This window comes from Rhizobium sp. WYCCWR 11152 (genome assembly GCF_013087615.1).
Lineage (GTDB): Bacteria > Pseudomonadota > Alphaproteobacteria > Rhizobiales > Rhizobiaceae > Rhizobium > Rhizobium indicum.
The window spans coordinates 176,856-196,385 of sequence record NZ_JABFCP010000009.1; the positions used below are offsets into that span (position 1 = coordinate 176,856).

The 19,530-nt window shown below is 62.4% G+C and carries 17 protein-coding genes; 6 read left to right on the forward strand and 11 right to left on the reverse strand.

The genetic code is table 11. From position 1 onward, the window contains the following. Positions 1–87: 87 nt before the first annotated feature. From ribB to G9X67_RS15960, 3 genes are all read right to left on the reverse strand, one after another. Positions 88–1,191 (reverse strand): 3,4-dihydroxy-2-butanone-4-phosphate synthase, encoded by a 1,104-nt coding sequence (ribB, locus tag G9X67_RS15950; protein WP_171599145.1) that lies wholly within the window; start codon positions 1,189–1,191, stop codon positions 88–90. A 12-nt stretch (positions 1,192–1,203) separates the two neighbouring features. Further along, complete coding sequence (gene aroC, locus G9X67_RS15955; RefSeq protein WP_130693959.1) at positions 1,204–2,301, reverse strand: chorismate synthase; 1,098 nt, start codon at positions 2,299–2,301, stop codon at positions 1,204–1,206. 232 nt (positions 2,302–2,533) lie between these two features. Next, positions 2,534–5,713, reverse strand: a complete 3,180-nt coding sequence (locus tag G9X67_RS15960; protein WP_171599146.1) for an EAL domain-containing protein — start codon at positions 5,711–5,713, stop codon at positions 2,534–2,536. Between the two features lie 244 nt (positions 5,714–5,957). On the opposite strand from G9X67_RS15960, the gene G9X67_RS15965 reads away from it, so the two are divergent. Next, complete coding sequence (locus tag G9X67_RS15965) at positions 5,958–6,218, forward strand: DUF1344 domain-containing protein (RefSeq protein ID WP_003569889.1); 261 nt, start codon at positions 5,958–5,960, stop codon at positions 6,216–6,218. A 98-nt stretch (positions 6,219–6,316) separates the two neighbouring features. On the opposite strand, the gene G9X67_RS15970 is transcribed toward G9X67_RS15965, so the two are convergent. The 4 genes from G9X67_RS15970 to G9X67_RS15985 all read right to left on the reverse strand — a co-directional run bounded on the left by G9X67_RS15970 (position 6,317) and on the right by G9X67_RS15985 (position 9,816). Further along, a complete protein-coding gene (locus tag G9X67_RS15970; protein ID WP_011650747.1) occupies positions 6,317–6,907 on the reverse strand; it encodes a histidine phosphatase family protein in 591 nt (196 codons plus the stop codon). Positions 6,908–6,930: 23 nt separating this feature from the next. Beyond that, the gene (gene fabI / locus G9X67_RS15975; protein WP_138328822.1) at positions 6,931–7,749 is read right to left on the reverse strand and encodes an enoyl-ACP reductase FabI; all 819 of its coding nucleotides are present in this window, start codon (positions 7,747–7,749) and stop codon (positions 6,931–6,933) included. 121 nt (positions 7,750–7,870) lie between these two features. Beyond that, on the reverse strand, positions 7,871–9,070 hold the full coding sequence (locus tag G9X67_RS15980; RefSeq protein ID WP_171599147.1) for a DnaJ C-terminal domain-containing protein: 1,200 nt from the start codon (positions 9,068–9,070) through the stop codon (positions 7,871–7,873). Positions 9,071–9,357: 287 nt separating this feature from the next. Continuing rightward, complete coding sequence (locus G9X67_RS15985; RefSeq protein WP_171599148.1) at positions 9,358–9,816, reverse strand: RT0821/Lpp0805 family surface protein; 459 nt, start codon at positions 9,814–9,816, stop codon at positions 9,358–9,360. Positions 9,817–9,881: 65 nt separating this feature from the next. Between G9X67_RS15985 and pdxH the strand changes: the two genes are divergently transcribed. Further along, positions 9,882–10,502, forward strand: a complete 621-nt coding sequence (gene pdxH / locus G9X67_RS15990) for a pyridoxamine 5'-phosphate oxidase (RefSeq protein ID WP_011650750.1) — start codon at positions 9,882–9,884, stop codon at positions 10,500–10,502. 6 nt (positions 10,503–10,508) lie between these two features. Here the strand turns inward: pdxH and G9X67_RS15995 are convergent, their stop codons facing one another. Continuing rightward, positions 10,509–11,546: a polysaccharide deacetylase family protein gene (locus G9X67_RS15995; protein WP_171599149.1), complete on the reverse strand. Its 1,038-nt coding sequence runs from the start codon at positions 11,544–11,546 to the stop codon at positions 10,509–10,511. 262 nt (positions 11,547–11,808) lie between these two features. Between G9X67_RS15995 and G9X67_RS16000 the strand changes: the two genes are divergently transcribed. Continuing rightward, complete coding sequence (locus tag G9X67_RS16000) at positions 11,809–13,092, forward strand: D-alanyl-D-alanine carboxypeptidase family protein (protein WP_138328818.1); 1,284 nt, start codon at positions 11,809–11,811, stop codon at positions 13,090–13,092. Positions 13,093–13,174: 82 nt separating this feature from the next. Then, positions 13,175–13,492: a hypothetical protein gene (locus G9X67_RS16005; protein WP_064650537.1), complete on the forward strand. Its 318-nt coding sequence runs from the start codon at positions 13,175–13,177 to the stop codon at positions 13,490–13,492. Positions 13,493–13,511: 19 nt separating this feature from the next. On the opposite strand, the gene G9X67_RS16010 is transcribed toward G9X67_RS16005, so the two are convergent. From G9X67_RS16010 to G9X67_RS16020, 3 genes are all read right to left on the reverse strand, one after another. Next, entirely contained in the window at positions 13,512–14,003 is a 492-nt protein-coding gene (locus tag G9X67_RS16010) for a GNAT family N-acetyltransferase (protein ID WP_138328817.1), read from the reverse strand. A 16-nt stretch (positions 14,004–14,019) separates the two neighbouring features. After that, positions 14,020–15,435 (reverse strand): metalloprotease TldD, encoded by a 1,416-nt coding sequence (tldD, locus tag G9X67_RS16015; protein WP_012756317.1) that lies wholly within the window; start codon positions 15,433–15,435, stop codon positions 14,020–14,022. A gap of 458 nt (positions 15,436–15,893) precedes the next feature. After that, positions 15,894–16,562, reverse strand: a complete 669-nt coding sequence (locus G9X67_RS16020) for an invasion associated locus B family protein (RefSeq protein ID WP_171599150.1) — start codon at positions 16,560–16,562, stop codon at positions 15,894–15,896. A 316-nt stretch (positions 16,563–16,878) separates the two neighbouring features. On the opposite strand from G9X67_RS16020, the gene coxB reads away from it, so the two are divergent. Both coxB and ctaD read left to right on the forward strand, forming a co-directional pair. After that, positions 16,879–17,763 carry a cytochrome c oxidase subunit II gene (gene coxB, locus G9X67_RS16025; protein ID WP_138328815.1) on the forward strand — a complete coding sequence of 295 codons (885 nt, stop codon included), beginning with the start codon at positions 16,879–16,881 and terminating at the stop codon, positions 17,761–17,763. Between the two features lie 17 nt (positions 17,764–17,780). After that, positions 17,781–19,481 (forward strand): cytochrome c oxidase subunit I, encoded by a 1,701-nt coding sequence (gene ctaD, locus G9X67_RS16030; RefSeq protein ID WP_138328814.1) that lies wholly within the window; start codon positions 17,781–17,783, stop codon positions 19,479–19,481. Positions 19,482–19,530: the final 49 nt, after the last annotated feature.

Here is a 19,530-nt window from a genome sequence, read left to right on the forward strand (position 1 = left end):
AAGGGCAGCATGAAGGATGTGCCGTGTGGCCCCCTCATCCGACCCTTCGGGCCACCTTCTCCCCGCTGGGGAGAAGAGGAGGAGCCCTCAGCAGATCTCCGTCGTGCTGATCTTGATGCCGAAACCTTCGAGGCCGACATAGTGGCGCTCGCGGCTGGTCAGCAGCTTGATCGAGCTGACGCCGAGATCCTTGAGGATCTGTGCGCCGAGGCCGATTTCCAGCCATTCGCTGTCGCGGGTCTGGGCTTCGGCATGGGCTTCGCGGCCCTGGTTGCGGGCCTTGCGGCCGTTGTCGTGATGTCCGACGCCGACGGAGCCTTCGCGCAGATAGACGATGACGCCGCGGCCTTGCTCGGCAATCTTCTGCATGTAGAAATCGACCGGGCTGTTCTTGCCGAAGAGATCCTCGGCGACATTCTCCGGATGCAGGCGCACCGGGATGTCGACGCCGTCGCGGATGTCGCCGAAGACGACGGCGAGATGCTGCATCGGGTCCCAGGGCAGGGAATAGGTATGAGCCTTGGCCTTGCCGAACGGCGTGTCGATGTCGAAGCTGGCGCCGAGTTCGATCAGCGTTTCCTTGCGCTGGCGGTAGGCGATGAGATCTGCGACGGAGACGAGCTTCAGCCCGTGCTGTTCGGCAAAGTCGACCACCTGCGGTCCGCGCGTGACGGTACCGTCATCGTTGACCAGCTCGGAGATGACGCCGATCAGCGGCAGGCCGGCAAGCTTGCAGAGGTCGACGGCGGCTTCCGTATGGCCCGAGCGCATCAGCACCCCGCCTTCGCGGGAAACCAGCGGGAAGATGTGGCCGGGACGGACGAAATCGGAAGCGCCGACATTCGGATTGGCGAGGTTGCGCACTGTCAGCGTCCGGTCGTCTGCGGAGATGCCGGTCGACGTGCCGTGCTTGAAATCGACCGAGACCGTGAAGGCCGTCGTATGAGCCGAATCGTTTTCTGCCACCATGGCGTTGAGGTTGAGGCGCTTGGCCTCTTCCTTCGGCATCGGTGCGCAGACGATGCCGGAGGTATGGCGCACGATGAAGGCCATCTTCTCCGGTGTGCAATGCACGGCGGCGACGATGAGGTCGCCTTCGTTCTCACGGTCATTATCGTCCATGACGACGACGATCTCGCCGGCCTCGAAGGCCCGGATGGCGTCGACGACGCGCTTCTGGTCATAAGACATGGGCGAGCGCTCCTATTTCAGACGGCCGGTCTGGCCGCGGTCGCGAAGATAATGGTCGGCGACGGCGCAGGCGACCATCGCCTCGCCGATCGGCACAGCGCGGATGCCGACGCAGGGGTCGTGCCGGCCCTTGGTGCGGATATCGACATTCTTGCCCTCCGCATCGATCGACTGGCGCTCGGTCAGGATCGACGAGGTCGGCTTGACGGCGAAACGCGCCACCACCGGCTGCCCGGTGGAGATGCCGCCGAGAATACCGCCGGCATTGTTGGAAAGGAAGATCGGCGTGCCGTCATTGCCCATGCGCATCTCGTCGGCATTGTCTTCGCCTGACGTTTCGGCGGCGGCAAAACCATTGCCGATCTCGACGCCCTTGACGGCGTTGATCGACATCAGCAGCGAGGCGATGTCCTGGTCGAGCTTGGCATAGATCGGCGCGCCGAGGCCGGCCGGCACACCTTCGGCGATCACTTCGATGACCGCGCCGATCGAGGAGCCGTTCTTGCGGATGCCGTCGAGATACTCCTCCCAGACCGGCACGATTGCGGCATCGGGCGAGAAGAACGGGTTCTGCCCGACCTGGTCCCAGTCCCAGTTGCGGCGGTCGATCTTGTGTTTGCCGATCTGCACCAGCGCGCCGCGCACGGTGACGCCAGGCACGACAAGGCGGGCGATGCCGCCGGCGGCAACCCGGGCGGCGGTTTCGCGCGCCGAGGAGCGGCCGCCACCGCGATAGTCGCGAATGCCGTATTTGAGGTCATAGGTGTAATCGGCATGGCCGGGGCGGTATTGCTTGGCGATCTCGCCATAATCCTTGGAGCGCTGGTCGGTGTTTTCGATCAGCATGGAGATCGGCGTGCCGGTGGTCGTCATCGTCTCGCCATCGGCGTCCAGCATGACGCCTGACAGTACCTTCACCAGATCGTCCTCGCGCCGCTGCGTCACGAAGCGGGATTGCCCGGGTTTGCGCTTGTCGAGCCAGACCTGCAGGTCCTCGAGCTTGAAGCTGAGCCCCGGAGGGCAGCCGTCGACGACGCAGCCGAGCGCCGGACCATGGCTTTCGCCCCAGGTGGTTACGCGGAAAAGGTGACCGAATGTATTGTGCGACATGTGTTCCGACCGGTGGCGCGCCAAAGCCGATCGCTGCCGGCCGCGCCATTGCTTGAAAAGGCGCGACACTCATAGGCCAAAAAACCGCCGAGGCAAAAGCCTTTCTTTGCGCCAAACCGGCAGCTCAGGAAATGCTGTTTCCGTTCGTTGCCAGGGATGGACGCACATCTTGCCGCCATTCTCTCTGCGCAGGCGGGGAGGGGTGAGGGCGAGGCCGATCGGCGGGCGGCGATCAGGACGCCAGCCGCCACCCCGTCCCGGTCGCCTCGTTGGTGAAATCGTCGAAGGAGAGCGGCCGCGAGAAGGCGTAGCCCTGCAGGATGTCGCAGCCGAGATCACGCAGCAGTGCGGCATGCGCCGCCGTCTCCACCCCTTCGGCCACCGTCTCGACGCCGAGCGAGCGGGCGATCTCGATGATCGAGCTGACGAGCGCCCGCTCCTGCGAGGCATTGACGATCGGCTGCACCAGCTGGCGGTCGATCTTCAGCCGCTTCGGCTTCAGCTTCAGCAGGCTGACGATCGAGGTATGGCCGGTGCCGAAATCGTCGATCTCGATGTCGATGCCGAGCGCCTTGATGCGTTCGAGATTCTGCGAGACAACGTCCTCACTCTCGTCGAGGAAGATCGATTCCACCAGTTCGAAGGAAATCTCACCCGGACGGATATGCAGGTCGGCGAGCGATTCCAACAGGCTGCCGTCATGCAGCCGCCGCGCCGATACATTGACCGAGACCTTGGGCACGGCAATGCCGCGCGCCGTCCAGCGCATCTTGTCGCGCAGCGCCGTTTCAAGCACGATCCGATCGAGCATCTGCACGACATTGATCTCGTCGGCGATGCGCAGGAACTTGTCGGGGGTGAGCAGCCCCTTGGACGGGTGCTGCCAGCGGACCAGCGCCTCGACACCGGTCAGCTCCATCGTCCGGGCGCAGAATTGCGGCTGATACCAGGCGGTGAATTCGCCATTGTCGATGCCGGCGAGGATCTCGTCGGCGGTGCGCTTGGTGTTGATAATATCGGCCTGGAGATTGTGATTGAAGAATTCGAAGCGGTTGCGGCCGGTGCTCTTGGCGCGGTAGAGCGCGATGTCGGCATTGATCAGCACCTTGCGCGCATCGACATGGATGCCATTGGCGAGCGCGATACCGATCGACACGCCGCAGCGGCAGGAGAAGCCCTGGAAATCGATCGGCTGGCGCATCTCCTCGATGATCCGCGTCGAAAGCTGCGCCATCTCCTTGTCGCCGACGTCGAGGGCGAGGATGACGAATTCGTCGCCGCCGATGCGGGCGACGATGTCGCTGCCGCGGACGTTCTTGGCGAGCACCTTCGAGGCGTGCACCAGCATCGCATCGCCGGCGGCATGGCCGAGCGTGTCGTTGATGTCCTTGAAGCGGTCGAGATCGATATGCAGGATCGAGAATTTCTGCCGCTGCTGACGGCCGTCCTGGGTGAGCTTTTCAAGCGCGATGTCGAGCTTGCGGCGGTTGGCGAGTGCGGTCAGCGGGTCATGCAGCGAATTGTGCTCGATCCTGTTCTTGACAAGCTCGAGCTCGATATTCTTGGCGACTGCCTCGTCCTTGGCCGCCTTCAGCCGGATCGTCATCAGCACGTCTTCGGTGGCGTCGAAGGCGATGCCCATGATCTTCATCTCGCCGGTCCCCGTCTGGTGGACCTTGCCGACCGAGCGCACATAGCGCACCGAGCCGTCGTCGACGATCACCCGGCAGACGAGGGTGTGCGTGTCGCCATTGCGCTTGAAGTGGCGCGCGCTTTCGAGCGCTAAGGCCCGATCCTCGGGGTGGATGCAGCCAAGCCAGGTCTCTTCGGTCATGAAGCCGTTGCGCGGCGCAAGGCCATAGAGCTCGTGCATCCGCTCGTTCCAGATCGAGCCGCCTCGGCCCGGCCGCGCCTCCCATATGCCGCACTGATAGGAATTGAGCGCCAGGTCGAGCCGGCTGGAAAGTTCGGCGAGCTGCCCCTCGCGGCTCGACAGCTCTTCAAGCGCCAGCTCCAGCTCGGCATTCTTGACCTCGCTCGTATCCTTGGCCTTGCGCAGCGTGTCGGTGGTCTCCGCATCGGCGGTCACGTCCCAGACAATGCCGATCGTCTTGCTGACGCCGCCGGCATCCGTATAGAAGGCGCCGACCGAGCGCAGGTGACGGATGCGGCCGTCGCCAAGCAGGATCCGGTACTGCGCCGTGCAGGCGGCACCCGCAATGCTGCAGCTGAAGAAATGCACTTCGGCGGTTTCACGATCCTCGGGCAGGACCGCCGCCAGCCATTCGTCGAGCGCCCGGCTGCCTTCCTGCGCCGGCTTGCCGTGCAGGGCCGCGGCGCGTGCGTCCCAGAGCAGGCTGCTCGAATCATCCTGCAGCTCCCAGATGCCGATATTCGAAGATTCTAGCGCCAGGTTCAGCCGCTGCGACAGTTCCAGCAGTTTTGCCTCGCGCGTCTCCAGCGCGGTGATGTTGCGATTGCGCTCGCCGAGCAGCAGGGTCGCGAAGAAGATCGGCACGATGATGATGAAGCCGGCGGCAACGATGATCAGGCGCAGCTCGGTGCGGTTTTCGGGTATCGCGTTCCAGCCGCTGTTCGGCACGGCGGAAAGCTCCCACTTGCCGCCGGCAAAACCGATCTTCTGGCGCATCGGATCCTTGCCGTCGATATCGGAGGACCCGAAGAACGGCGCCGGGGGAGGAGCTTTGGCGGCGGCCGGCGAGCCGATATCGCGAATGGCGATCGAAAGATGGCCGAGATGCGGATAGCGCTCCTGGTTTTCGCGGTCGCGCGCCGGCATCAGCCCGGTCGCCTGGTAGAACATCGTCTGGTCGATGGCGACTTCGACCGCCCCCCAGATCCGCCGCTGGCCATTCTCCTTGACGTAAACCGGGAAGAAGATGGCAAAGGCGTCCCGGCCTTCGGTGCTGATCGGGCCGTAGAAGCGCGCCGACTGATTGCCGGTTGCGCCGGTCATCGCCTGGCGAAAGAAGAGAGCCTCGCGCACGTCGCGGCCGATCCGCTCATTGCCGGATTGCGCCGGGTGGATGTCACGGATGATGAAATCAGGCGCGACGGCGATATGAATGAAAGACGGGTTCTGGATCAGCAGCCAGTTGATCTGGCGCTCCATCTCCTTTCCGTTTGCCGCGCTGACGGAGATCAGGTTCGTCAGGTCGCGCACGACGCTGAGGTCCATATTGATCTCGGCCATGACGCGGGCACGGATGAGGTTGGTCTCGTTTTCGGTGCGGATATGAAGTTCGCGCACATGAGACGCAGTATTGGCCTGGTCGAGCCCGAAGCCGACCATGATGACGACGAGGGCGACAAGCGACGAAACCAGAAACGAGACGCGGCTATTCTTCAACACGCGCCGCAACTGCTTGCTGTCGCTGAGCCTGGATAACAAAATGAAACCCCCATGTTGACGAGCAACTGTAGGGCGCGCGGGTTAATTTACGATTGCCCGCCGGCGATGCCGAAAGATCGCGGGAAGGGAAAAACCGCGGATAAACGCACCATCTTGATTATATTTAAAATCCTATTCATCAATTGGGCGGGAAAAGCCATTCTTACGGGCAATTTTCGCCATATTCAGGAGCTTATCTGTGGCCAGTCATGTTCTCGTGCAGCGTCTTAAAAGGATTGTCGCCATGCGTTTCGTCGTCGCCACGCTTTTGGCAACAGCAAGCTTCCTGTCACCGATGAGCGGTTTTGCCGAGAGCGCCGATGTCGAAGCGACGATCAAGAAGGTCGACACGGCCAACCTTGTCCTGACGCTCGACGACGGCAAGACCTATCAGGCACCCGAGGAATTCAATTTCGACGGCCTCGAAGCCGGCGTGAAGGTGATCGTCTTCTATACCGAGGTCGACGGCAAGCGCGTCATCAACGATCTCGATATCGTCAAATAGGCAGCAGATGGCTGCCTCTCACCTTACCGGGGTCGAGCCACTCGTCTCGACCCAGGCAAAGGTGCCGGCAGGCGGATGAGGGGCGGGCTTGGCAATCCCTACAGCCAGGCGATCGTCCGCTCAGTGGTTTCGATCCGGATAATCCGGTCCTGCGGGATCGCGCCTTCCGCAGCGCTGCTTTTCGGCAGGTCGGCGATCGTCTGGAACAATGTGCGGATGACGCCGCCATGGGTGACGCAGACCGTTGGACGATCGACGGAGTTCAGCCAAGAGCCGGTGCGCCAGGAGAGGATTTCGTAGCTTTCCGCGTCATCGCCGGGCGGGATGAAATCCCATTTCGAGGCATTGCGTTCCGCCACCCGCTCGCGCTGCGTCGCCTTCAGCTCCTTGATCGTCGAGCCCTCCCAGTCGCCGAAGGAAATTTCCACCAGCCTCGGATCGGTGCGATAGGCAAGCGGCGGCAGGCCCATGGCGGTGCGCATGATTTCCATCGTCGCGCGCGTGCGCTGGAGCGGGCTTGCGACGAAATCGAATTCGTCGACCGTGTCGCCGAGAATCTCCGCCAGCGCGACGCCATTCTGCCGGGCCTGTTCCAGGCCCGTGGCATTCATCGGGATATCCTTCTGACCCTGCAGACGGCGCTCCGCATTCCAGTCAGTCTGGCCGTGTCTGATCACGTAGATAAGCACGGTCTCGCATCCCTATGGAGAAATCAGTCCTTGACGACGGAAATGTCGGGCGCGTCGACCGCCTTCATGCCGATGACATGATAGCCGCTGTCGGCATGGTGCACTTCGCCGGTGACGGAGCGCGACAGATCCGACAGGAGATAGAGGCCGACATCGCCGACCTCTTCGATGGTGACGGTGCGGCGCAGCGGCGCGTTATATTCGTTCCACTTCAGAATGTAGCGGAAATCGCCGATGCCGGAGGCGGCAAGCGTCTTGATCGGTCCGGCCGAAACCGCGTTGACGCGGATGTTCTGCGGCCCGAGGTCGACGGCGAGATATTTGACGCTCGCTTCGAGCGCGGCCTTGGCGACGCCCATGACGTTATAGTTCGGCATCACTTTTTCGGCGCCGTAATAGGTCAGCGTCAGCATGGCGCCGCCATCCGTCATCAGCTTCTCGGCGCGGCGTGCGACCGAGGTGAAGGAATAGACGGAGATCTGCATCGTCTTGGTGAAATTGTCGGCCGAGGTATCGACGTAGCGGCCGGTCAGCTCGTCCTTGTCGGAAAAGCCGATCGCATGCACGAGGAAATCGATCTTGCCCCACAGCTTTTCGACGTTCCCGAAAACCTCATCGATGGTGGCTTCGTCGGCGACGTCACAGTGGCCGACGAGCGTCGCGCCGATTTCGGCGGCGAGCGGCTCGACGCGCTTCTTCAGCGCATCGCCCTGATAGGTGAACGCAACTTCTCCGCCCTGCGCATGAATGGCCTTGGCAATACCCCACGCAATCGAACGATTGTTGGCGACACCCATGATGACGCCGCGTTTGCCTGCCATGAGGCCGGATGCTTGAGCCATATTTCGCTCCCTAGGATTCTAATCGATCCTGCCTATGGCATAGGCCGTTAATCGGTTCAAGCTTGGCCTGGATCATCAACTGTTAGGGATCGTAATAAAGGGTGCGAATGTCATAAAAATTTCACAGGAACAGGCCTTCGCGCATGCTCCGCATGAGATCGGTGATTTTGTCGTCGGGTTTTTCCCACAGGATAATGCGCAATTCGACGACGAGATCGCCTTTGCCGCCCTCTTCGCGGGGCAATCCCTGGCCGGGAATTCTAATTGTCTTGTCCGAGCCGGACCATGCGGGGATCGTCACGTTCAGCGGCCCGCTCGGCCCTTCGATACGCGCCTCGGTGCCGAGCACGGCATTTTCGATGCTGAGCGGCAGCACGGCATGCAGATCGAAACCGTCGACGGTGAAGCGCGGATCGGGCGCGATGCGAATGTTGATGACGGCGTCGCCGCGCTGCATGCCAGGCAGCTTGAAGCCCTGTCCCTTGAGCCTGATCTCGTGACCGTCGGTCGTGCCTGCGGGCAAGGCGAAGCCGATTTCGCGGCCCTCCGGCAACGACGCGGTGATCCAGCCGCTCTTCAACACGTCGTCGATCGTCACCGTCGCCGTCGTCACCTCGTCCGGTGCTTTATCGAGGCCGGTATCCTTGGCGCCGGTGAAGCGGCGCACCAGGTTTGTCAGGATGCTGAGCGGCAGCGACAGGTTGGCGGCATTTTGCCCAGCTTCGCCCGCTTCTTCGTCGCCCTTGGTGTCGGGCTCGGCGGCATCGCCATCCATGCGCCTGCCGGCGTCGCCCTGTGCGTTTTGTGCCTGCTGATATTGCGCCTGCTGGGCGCGACCCTGCGCCTGGCCGCCGCCGGCCGCGCGCGCCTGGGCGCCAAAAATGCGATCCACCATCTCGTCGGCTGCCTCGGCGGAGCCTGTCTGTTGCCTGGAGCCGTCGGCGGCAGCCTTCTGGGCGGCGCGCGCCAGCTCTTCCATCACGCGCTCGGCATTGGCCTGCGCCGCCTTGGCGCGCACGGCTGCCTCGCGGGCGGCCTGGCGCTGCTGCATGATCGTCTGTTCGTGCTTCTTGGCTTCGGCCATCCGCAGGGCATTGTCGAACAGGCTGCGTTTGCGCGGATCCTTCAGCGTTTCATAGGCGCGGCCGATCTCGGCGAACCGAGCCGTCGCTGTCGGATCGTCCTGATTGTGGTCGGGATGGGCTGATTTGGCCATGTTGCGCCAAGCCGCCTTGATCTCGTCTACTGCCGCGTCGCGCTTGACGCCCAGAATTTTATAAGGATCGCGCATGTCAAAACCGCCGGTGTTGCGATGCGGCAAGCCTCGTCCTTGCCCGGCATCCCCGTCTAATAAAACGTGTGTGCGCTACCCGCCACGAAGGCAGGAAGAACCACTCTCAACGCCGATCCTGCGGCGGAGTTGCTAATCACTTGTTATTTCTGTGGAGAGATGTGGGGTGTTTCGCGGCGAATGGTTAGCTCTTCGCTAATCATTGGGCAGAAAGCCGTCGCACATTAACCTGTTGGCGACGGCCCCGCGTCTTTTCGAACGCGCAAAGGGACGCTGTATACTTTGAGTTCAGCTCGAGGCTCAGCTTTCCCGCTGGATCAGCTTTCCGGCTGGAAGCTCAGAAGCTGCCAGTTGCCGCCGCCGACGAGGCAGGTCTTGCCGTAGAATTTGGCAATGCCGACATAGGAATGCCGGGTCGTGCGGAACTGGCGGCAGACCTGGCCGGACTCATTATTCTCGACGATCGTGTCGATGACGCCGGCACTGCCGGTCGATGCGTTCGCCCAGGGAAGCGGCTGGCCCTCGAGCCTTTGCACGTCGGCCGAGGTCACGGCGTTGCGCACGGTCATTTCGTCGGAAAGCGTGTCGGTGCTCGGCGGCGTCTGCGGCACGGTGCCGGTTGCCACCGACCGGTCGACCTTGGCTTCACTCAGGAAATCCATGCCGCCGCCGACGCAGCCGGACAGCGACAACATCGCGACGCCGATGACGAAGAACACGCGGCTGCGTCGCCGCAGGCCCTTTGTATGGCGAGATGACTTTGCTATGACTTCCACCCTGCATCCTGTCCAGTTATCAAAAGCTGGGCGAGTTTTGAATAATCCGGGGCATTTGAACCAATATGTCGGCAAACGAGTTAACAAGCGGTGACTTTACCGAAAGTGGCGAGCCCTTCAAGCTCTTTGCCGAATGGCTGAAAGAAGCAGAGGTTTCCGAGCCCAATGACCCCAATGCGGTGGCGTTGGCAACGGTCGATGAGGATGGTCTTCCCAATGTCCGCATGGTTCTCCTGAAGGGATTCGACGACGACGGTTTCGTCTTTTACACCAATTTCGAGAGCCAGAAAGGCCGCGAAATTCTGGGCCAGAAAAAGGCGGCCATGTGCTTTCACTGGAAAAGCCTGCGTCGTCAGGTAAGGCTGCGCGGCCCCGTCGAGATCGTCACCGATGCCGAAGCGGACGCCTATTTCAAGACACGTGCGCGCGGCAGCCGCATCGGCGCCTGGGCCTCCAGACAATCCCGTCCGCTCGAAAGCCGTTTCGCGCTGGAAAAGGCGGTGGCCGAATATACCGCGCGCTATGCCATCGGCGAGATTCCGCGCCCCGCCCACTGGTCGGGCTTCCGCATCCGGCCGACCTCGATCGAATTCTGGAAGGACCAGAAATTCCGCCTGCATGACCGCGTCGAATTCCGCCGCCCGTCACCGGAAGGCGAATGGGACAAGGTGCGGATGTATCCGTAACGGGCTTTACCTGCCCATCAACTTCAGCGGTATCCCGGAGGCAAGCGCCGAGACGTAGCGTCGCTTCTGATAGAAGCCGTTGAGCGAAATGCGTGGGAGATAGCCGGTCAGCCGCGCTGCCGGCAGCCCGGGCTGCGTTGTGACCGCGAGGGTAAAGCCGAGATTGCGAGCGATGCGCGCCTCGCGGGCGGTCGCAGCCGCCGGCGTGCCATAGGGATAGGCGATCGTCTCGGGACGGATACCGGTCACTGCTTCGACGTAATCCGCCGAAGCCTGCATCTCGATTCGGGCTTCGGCTTCCGGCAGCCGGGCGAGCGCCCGGTGGCTGATCGTATGGGCGCCGAGCGCTGCGAGCGGATGTGCCGCCAGCCATTGCAATTCGCCAGGCCCCATCACCAGCTCGCGGACGATATCCGTCGGCTCGATGCCGTTTTCCCGCGCCAGCAGATCGATGGCGGCGACGGCGCGCGCCTCGTCGGAGCGGTGGATATAGGCGGCAAAACGGTCGAAGGCATGCCATTGCTGCTGCGGGCTGTCGAGCACAAGGCGCTCCATGCCGCGGCCGAAATCGAAGCGGATTTCGCTTGGCCGGCGCAGGAGGACGGCGAGCGTTTCCCACCAGATGCTGTGAGAGCCTTCGGCAAAACCCTTGGCGACGAACACCGTGAACGGCGCCTGATGCCGCTCGAACACCGGCAGCGCATGTTCCAGATTGTTGCTGTATCCGTCGTCGAGCGTGAAGGCCGCGAAGGGCTTTGCGCCTTCCGGCTCGGCCAGCAGCGCCGGCACCTGATCGAGCGGCACGAAGCGGTAGCCCTCTCGCCGCAGCCGCCGCAGCGCCGCATCGAGAAAGCGGGGGGTGATTTCGAGATGCGCATTCGGCTCGAAAGCCTGGGCCACGTGCGGGCGGACATGATGCAGTGTGAAGACGACGCCGCGCCCGCGTGCTTCGCGCATCAGTCCGACCGAGGCGAGCAGCCAGGAAAATTCGAGCCCGGCGCCGATCGCCAGTCGCTTGCCCAATCGCTTGAATTGTCCCGTCATGCGGCGCTTTTCCCTTGCCTTTTCCGGAAACTAGCAAGTGTGACTTAAGCCTTGCTGAATCCCGATCCGGCACGGGTCTTTCATTTCCTGTTTACCAAGACGATGAAAAGACTAGAAAAATGATAGGCGTTGCCTCAAAGTCGCGCCAAACTTACGGCTTCTGTCACAATACGGTACAAATGCCGGTCTGACCGAGAGCCCGCATCAAGGGCTGCGCATCAGGGGCCAGCGTATGAGGGGCCAGCATATGAGGGGAAAGTGCATGAGAAAGCTTTTGGCGGCTGTTTTGACCGTAACGCTTGCCGTTTCGGCGCCGCTTGCGGCCCTTGCCGGCAACGCTTCGCTGATCCTCGATGCCCGGACCGGCAAGGTTCTCGCCTCCGAAAACGCCGATACGCTGAACCATCCGGCCTCGCTGACGAAGATGATGACGCTCTATCTCACCTTCGAGGCGTTGAAGCGCGGCAAGATCACCTGGGACACCCCGATCCGGATGTCGAAATACGCCGCTGCACGGCCGCCGACCAAGCTTGGCGTCAAGGCGGGCGGCACGATCACCGTGCGCGAGGCGGTCTATGGCATGATCGTCAAATCCGCCAATGATGCCGCCTCCGCCATGGGCGAGAAGCTCGCCGGCTCGGAAAGCGGCTTTGCCCGGGTGATGACGGCCAAAGCCCGCCAGCTCGGCATGAGCCGCACCGTCTTCGTCAACGCCTCCGGCCTGCCGGACGGCCGTCAGGTCACGACGGCGCGTGACATGTCGACGCTCGCCATCGCATTGATGAAGAATTATCCGAACGAATACCGGCTGTTTTCGGCGGCAAGTTTCAATTTCCGCGGCCGCACCGTGCGCGGCCACAACAATCTCATGTATCGCTACCAGGGCATGGACGGCATCAAGACCGGCTATACCAACGCTTCCGGCTTCAACCTCGTCAGCGCCGTCAGAGACGGCAACCGCCGCGTGGTCGGCGTCGTGCTTGGCGGCCGCACTGCCCGCAGCCGCGACGCCAAGATGGCTGGTTTGCTCGACCGTTATCTCGGCCGCGCCTCGTCTTCCGGCGGCGCAAAGCTGGTGGCGAGCGTCGGCGCGAGGGAACCCGTCGAAGTCGCGTCCGCCGCCGAGGCTTCCGATGTTCCGGTGCCGCTCAACGCACGGCGGCAAGTCGACGATCTCGCAGCAAAGAGCCTTGCCTATGCCGATGACGCCGTCGTGCCGCTGGAGCGTCCCGTCGCGATGGACGAGATCCTCAACGCCGGCAAGACGCCGAAGACATCGGCAGAGAAGACCAATGGCGACTGGCAGATCCAGATCTCGGCCGCACCGAGTGCCGATGCGGCGCGTGCACTTCTCGCCCAGGCGAAGTCGGAAGGCGGCGCACCGCTGGTGTCCGCCTCGCCCTATACCGAGGCGGTCGGGCAGGGGGCCAACAAGATCTATCGCGCCCGCTTCATCGGTTTCGCCAGCAGGGATGACGCTGTCTCGGCCTGCGATGCGCTGAAGCAGCGCTCCTATGACTGCATGTTGCTGCCGGACCACGGCTGATCGCCGCCCCGGCACTGCGGCAATTCACTCTGGACAAGCATCGGGAATCAGCGTCTCCTCCATAAACAAAAGGAGAACGCCCATGTTGCGTCGTCTTGCCGACCAGTTCGAAATCTCATCCTCTGTTCACGTCGCTGCCAACAACATCGAGCGTGATGCCGACTGGTTCCTGCTGAAGCTGCAGGAGGAAATGGGTGAACTGACCCAGGCATGGAACCGGCTGACCGGCCGCGGCCGTGCGAAGGGCCGCTCGCCTGAAGACATGCAGCGCGATCTCGCCGACGAGACCGCCGACGTTCTCGGTCATCTTCTGCTGTTTGCCCGTCACAACGATCTCGATCTTGCTGCCGCGATCGAACGGAAGTGGCTGTTTCGGCCGGCGGAGGTGCCGAAGAGCTGATGCATGTCGGCCGATTAAGTCAGTCAACCTTATAACGGTAGAATTTGCTGTCCACAGCCATCAGCGGGAAGGGGCGGGGCAGCGCGCTCTTGGCAATCTCGGTAAAGCCATTCTTCTCGTAGAAGCGATGCGCGGCGACGAACTTGTCGGTTGTGCCGAGGAAGATATCGGTGAGGCCGGCATCCCTGGCATGGGCAAACAGCCGATCGAGAAGCAGCGCTGCCACGCCATGCTCGGAGCCGCGAACCGCAGCGGCAACGAACATCTTGCGCAGCGCCGCCTGGTTGTTGCCGATATCCTTGAGCCCGACCGTGCCGACGATGGCGCCGTCCTTGACGGCGACCCAGAACTGCCCCTTGCCGGACTGATAGAAATCCGGGATGACCCGGAGATCCGGTTGCGCATCCACGGTGATATCGATGCCGAATTCCTCGCGCTGGATCGGCAGGATCACCGAAAGCACGGCATCGGCGTCATCGGCGGTGAAGGTTCTGATTTCGACGTCCGCCATGACGGGTCCTTTCGCCTCAGGTCTGCGTGCCGCCGACCGTCACTTGATCCATGCGCAGATGCGGTTGGCCGACGCCGACCGGAACCCATTGGCCGGCCTTGCCGCAATTGCCGATGCCGGTATCGAGCTTCATGTCGTTGCCGATCATCGACACCCGCTTCATCGCATCCGGGCCGTTGCCGATCAGCATCGCGCCCTTGATCGGCGCGCCGACCTTGCCGTTCTCGATCAGATAGGCCTCGGTGCAGCCGAAGACGAACTTGCCGGAGGTGATGTCCACCTGGCCGCCGCCGAAGGAGACGGCATAGATGCCCTTCTTCACCGAGGCGATAATCTCCTCGGGCGTCTTGTCGCCGCCGAGCATGTAGGTGTTGGTCATGCGCGGCATCGGCACATGGGAATAGCCCTGGCGGCGGCCGTTGCCGGTCGGCGCCATGCCCATCAGCCGGGCATTCTGCCGATCCTGCATATAGCCGACGAGCTTGCCGTTTTCGATCAGCACGTTGTAGGCGGACGGCGTGCCCTCGTCATCGATGGTGATCGAGCCGCGGCGATTGTCGATCGTGCCGTCGTCGACGACGGTGACGCCGGGAGCGGCGACCATCTGGCCGAGAAGGCCTGAAAAGGCCGAGGTTTTCTTGCGGTTGAAATCGCCTTCCAGCCCGTGACCAACAGCCTCGTGCAGCATCACGCCCGGCCAGCCGGAGCCGAGCACCACGTCCATCGTGCCCGCCGGCGCATCGATCGCCTCGAGATTGACGAGCGCCTGGCGCAGCGCCTCGTCGGCGCCGTATTGCCAGCTGCCCTCGGCGATGAAATCGCCGAAGCCGATGCGCCCGCCGTGGCCATAGGAGCCGCTCTCCTGCCGATCGCCTTCGCCGACCATCACCGAAATGTTGATGCGCGTCATCGGCCTGATGTCGCGCACACGGTGTCCGTCGGCGCGCAGGATATCGACGACCTGCCAGCTTGCGGCGACCGAGGCCGTCACCTGGCGCACCTTGTCATCCTTGCCTCTGAGATAGGCGTCGATGTCCTGCAGGACCTTGACCTTCTCCTCGAAGCTCGGCTGGCCGATCGGGTTCTCGTCGCTGTAGAATTTCTTGTTGGTGCCCTGGGGTGCGGCCGCATAGGAGCCGGAATAGCCGCGCGTCACCGCGCCGACGGCATCGGCCGCCCGCTTCAACGCCGCCACCGAGAGATCGCCGGCATGGGCGTAACCGACCGCTTCGCCGGCAACGGCGCGCAGGCCGAAACCCTGTTCGGTGTTGAAGCTGCCGCCCTTCAGCCGGCCATTGTCGAAGGTCAGCGCTTCCGCCTGCGCATGCTCGATGAACAGTTCACCGTCATCGGCGCCGGACAAGGCCTCGGCCACGTGCTTACGCATCGTCGCTTCGTCGGCATCGAAAAGCGTCAGGAGATCGGTGGTCATGATATGGCTCCAATGGGCATGCGTTCAGGAGTGCACTTACTCATCTAGATAGGGCTCTACCTTATAGAGAGTGAAGCCCTGTCTTCGAATTATTCTTTGTTGGGGAGCATAATGTGGCGAGAGTCATCCAGACCCCAGGTCCTTACTGTCCGGTTCGCGCCGATGGGGGACATGCCCTGCGAGAGCGAGCGAGGGACAGAAAGGGCGCGGCACAATCTCTTCTCCCCAGCGGGGAGAGGTGCCGGCAGGCGGGTGAGGGGGCCGCACGGCACATCCTTCGCGTAAACTCTATTCCGGTTGAAGTCCGCATGAGCGTTGTAAGGCAAGACCGGCATCGCGGGCCCCCTCATCCGCCCTACGGGCACCTTCTCCCCGCTGGGGAGAAGAGGGAGTCGAGACGTGGCGATCTACCTACGTGCCGCTCTGAGGGGCGGACCCACGGTAGACGGCAGCTGCCCTCACGGCAGCGCGTCAAAACCTTCGGCGAAGCCCTTGAGGTCGACGGGGATGCCGATGCCTTCTTCCGGCGTTTGGAAGACGATGAAAGTTGCCTGGGCGCCGCTGCGGAAGGTCTTGAGCAGTTCATCCTCGAGCACGACTTCTGCGTAACAGCCGTCGGCGAAGCAGCGGACGAAATAGGCGCGGCCGATATCCTTGCCGTCGACATTGAGGCCTAGGCCGTTCGGCAGCAGCACGCCAAGTGGTGCCAGCACGCGCAGGATCTTCGACTTGCGGTCGGCCGTTTTCAACACGACCACGGAAAGCCCGACTTCCGGCCGATCCTCGGCGATGACATTCTGCATCAGCGCGCATTGTTCGGTCGAAGCACCGGCCGGCTTGTCGCAGACGACGGACCATGCGCCATGATTGGACTTTACCGTGCCCGGCGCCGGCGGCTGCGTCTGGCCAGGTGTCACCGGTTCGACATTCGGTTTGGCGGCACTCGGCTGTTGCTGCGCCGGGGCGGGAGCAGGTGCCGGTGCGGCAGCCGGAGGCTTGGCCTGCGAGGGGGCGGGTTGCTGCTGTGCGAAAACGGGCGTCGTCGCTGCGGCCGCGATGCTGGCAGTCAGGAGAAGCGACTGCGCGAGGGAACGGAAACCCATGGAAACCTCTGGATATCGAATCATTGCGGCTATTGTTGAAGCTGCCCACCAAAAATGAAAAGCCCCACCCCGTGAAAACCGGGGGACTGCGGCGGAAATTGGACCTTTGCGAAATAATGTGTCGCGCGCGGATTGGCCGGAAAGCCGATTTTTCATATGCTGATGAAAAACTTGGGATGTTTTGCCGTTCTGACCTGCCTATGCTTTGAGCAAAAATGCCGCATAGACAATTGCTCTGACCTGTTGCGGCGAATGCCAAACTGTGGTTTGAAGCGCTGAAGATGGCAAGGATTCTGCGTTGTATTTTGCAGGTCAAGCGCTCGAGGGAGATAATAAGGTGATGAAGAAGGCTTATGCAGCCCTGACCACGCTGGTCTGTCTGCTTTTTGCTTCCGGCACATATGCCGACCAGCCCACGCCGTGGCAGGCGACGCTGCAGCCGGCGGCAACGCCGATCATGCGGGAAATCCACTGGTTCGAACAATATACCCTGTGGTTTATCGTTCCGATCACGCTCTTCGTGCTGGTCCTGCTCATCGTCGTCTGTTTCAAGTTCCGCGCCAGCGCGAACCCGGTTCCCTCGAAGACGAGCCATAACACGCTGATCGAGATTGCCTGGACCGTGGGGCCGGTCCTGGTGCTTCTTCTTCTCGCCATTCCTTCGTTCAACCTGCTGACGGCGCAGCTGACGCTGCCCGAAAACCCCGACGTCACGATCAAGGCGACCGCCACCCAGTGGCAGTGGAACTACGAATATGAAGGTTCGGGCGAAAGCCCGCTCGCTTTCGATTCCTTCCTGCTGAAAGATCAGGACCGCGCGGCCGCCGGCAAGGAAGACAAGTCGATCTATCCGCGTCTTCTCGCCGTCGATAACGAACTGGTCCTGCCGGTCAACAAGACGGTCCGCGTTCTCGTGACCTCCGCGCCGACCGACGTCATCCACGCTTTCGCCATGCCGTCCTTCGGCGTTAAGATCGATGCCGTGCCGGGTCGCCTGAACGAGACCTGGTTCAAGGCCGAGCGCGAAGGCCTGTTCTACGGCCAGTGTTCCGAGCTCTGCGGCAAGGACCATGCGTTCATGCCGATCGCCATCCGCGTCGTCTCCGAGGACAAGTATAAGCAGTGGCTGACCGCAGCCGCCAGCGACCTGCCCGGCGCCTACAAGTCACTCATGGCCGCAACCGATGGTCCCGCAAAGACCGTCAACGTCGCCGAAGCACAGTAATAAAGGGGATCGGGACAATGGCTGGACCTTCCGCTCACGACGATCATTCTCATGATCACGCCGCCCATCATGACCACGCGCATGACGATCACGATCACGGGCACAAGCCGAGCTTTGCCAATCGCTGGCTGTTCTCTACCAACCACAAGGACATCGGCACGCTCTACCTGATCTTCGCGATCATTGCCGGCATCATCGGCGGCGCGCTGTCGGTTGCCATGCGCATGGAGTTGCAGGAGCCTGGGATCCAGATCTTCCACGGCCTGGCCTCGATGGTCTACGGCTATGAGGGCGATGCCGCGATCGACGGCGCCAAGCAGATGTTCAACATGTTCACGACAGCGCACGCGCTGATCATGATCTTCTTCATGGTCATGCCGGCGATGATCGGCGGTTTCGCCAACTGGATGGTGCCGATCATGATCGGCGCGCCGGACATGGCCTTCCCGCGCCTCAACAACATCTCCTTCTGGCTGATCGTTCCGGCCTTCGCGCTGCTGCTGCTGTCGATGTTCGTCGAAGGCCCGGCAGGCGCCTATGGCACGGGTGGCGGCTGGACGATGTATCCGCCGCTGGCGACAAGCGGCACGCCGGGACCGGCGGTCGACCTTGCGATCTTCGCGCTCCACATTGCCGGCGCCTCGTCGATCCTCGGTGCGATCAACTTCATCACGACGATCCTCAACATGCGCGCTCCCGGCATGACGCTGCACAAGATGCCGCTATTTGCATGGTCCGTGCTGATCACCGCCTTCCTGCTGCTGCTGTCGCTGCCGGTTCTGGCAGGCGGCATCACCATGCTGCTCACCGACCGCAACTTCGGCACTGCGTTCTTCTCTCCGGAAGGCGGCGGCGATCCGATCCTCTACCAGCACCTGTTCTGGTTCTTCGGTCACCCCGAGGTCTACATCCTCATCCTGCCGGGCTTCGGCATGGTCAGCCACATCATCTCGACCTTCTCGAAGAAGCCGATCTTCGGTTACCTCGGCATGGCCTACGCCATGGTCGCGATCGGCGCCGTCGGCTTCGTCGTCTGGGCCCACCACATGTACACGGTCGGCCTGTCGCTCGACGCGCAGCGCTACTTCGTCTTCGCGACGATGGTCATCGCCGTTCCGACGGGCGTGAAGATCTTCTCCTGGATCGCGACGATGTGGGGCGGCTCGATCTCGTTCCGCACGCCGATGCTCTGGGCGATCGGCTTCATCTTCCTGTTCACGGTCGGCGGCGTCACCGGCGTCCAGCTCGCCAATGCCGGTCTCGACCGCTCGCTGCATGACACCTATTACGTCGTGGCCCACTTCCACTACGTTCTGTCGCTCGGCGCCGTCTTTGCGATCTTCGCCGGCTGGTACTACTGGTTCCCGAAAATGACCGGCTACATGTACAACGAGTTGGTCGGCAAGCTGCATTTCTGGATCATGTTCATCGGCGTCAACCTGGTGTTCTTCCCGCAGCACTTCCTCGGCCTCGCCGGCATGCCGCGCCGCTACATCGATTATCCGGATGCCTTTGCCGGCTGGAACTATGTTTCCTCGATCGGCTCCTACATCTCGGCCTTCGGTGTGCTGATCTTCCTCTACGGCGTCTTCGAAGCCTTCGCCAGGAAGCGTGTCGCCGGCGACAATCCGTGGGGTGAGGGTGCAACGACGCTCGAATGGCAGCTGCCTTCGCCGCCGCCCTATCACCAGTGGGAACAGCTTCCGCGCATCAAGTAAATTGCGCGGGCATCAGGACGCCGCACTCGATACGGCGTCCTGATGGTAA

What these genes read in the sequence shown, in the direction of transcription:
- G9X67_RS15995 (WP_171599149.1), bottom strand. Translation starts at nt 11,546, where the DNA reads ATGACGGGACAATTCAAGCGATTGGGCAAGCGACTGGCGATCGGCGCC.
- G9X67_RS16020 (WP_171599150.1), bottom strand. Translation starts at nt 16,562, where the DNA reads ATGATTCGATATCCAGAGGTTTCCATGGGTTTCCGTTCCCTCGCGCAG.
- aroC (WP_130693959.1), bottom strand. Translation starts at nt 2,301, where the DNA reads ATGTCGCACAATACATTCGGTCACCTTTTCCGCGTAACCACCTGGGGC.
- fabI (WP_138328822.1), bottom strand. Translation starts at nt 7,749, where the DNA reads ATGGCTCAAGCATCCGGCCTCATGGCAGGCAAACGCGGCGTCATCATG.
- tldD (WP_012756317.1), bottom strand. Translation starts at nt 15,435, where the DNA reads ATGACCACCGATCTCCTGACGCTTTTCGATGCCGACGAAGCGACGATG.
- ribB (WP_171599145.1), bottom strand. Translation starts at nt 1,191, where the DNA reads ATGTCTTATGACCAGAAGCGCGTCGTCGACGCCATCCGGGCCTTCGAG.
- G9X67_RS16000 (WP_138328818.1), top strand. Translation starts at nt 11,809, where the DNA reads ATGAGAAAGCTTTTGGCGGCTGTTTTGACCGTAACGCTTGCCGTTTCG.
- G9X67_RS15965 (WP_003569889.1), top strand. Translation starts at nt 5,958, where the DNA reads ATGCGTTTCGTCGTCGCCACGCTTTTGGCAACAGCAAGCTTCCTGTCA.
- ctaD (WP_138328814.1), top strand. Translation starts at nt 17,781, where the DNA reads ATGGCTGGACCTTCCGCTCACGACGATCATTCTCATGATCACGCCGCC.
- G9X67_RS16005 (WP_064650537.1), top strand. Translation starts at nt 13,175, where the DNA reads ATGTTGCGTCGTCTTGCCGACCAGTTCGAAATCTCATCCTCTGTTCAC.
- G9X67_RS16010 (WP_138328817.1), bottom strand. Translation starts at nt 14,003, where the DNA reads ATGGCGGACGTCGAAATCAGAACCTTCACCGCCGATGACGCCGATGCC.
- coxB (WP_138328815.1), top strand. Translation starts at nt 16,879, where the DNA reads ATGAAGAAGGCTTATGCAGCCCTGACCACGCTGGTCTGTCTGCTTTTT.
- pdxH (WP_011650750.1), top strand. Translation starts at nt 9,882, where the DNA reads ATGTCGGCAAACGAGTTAACAAGCGGTGACTTTACCGAAAGTGGCGAG.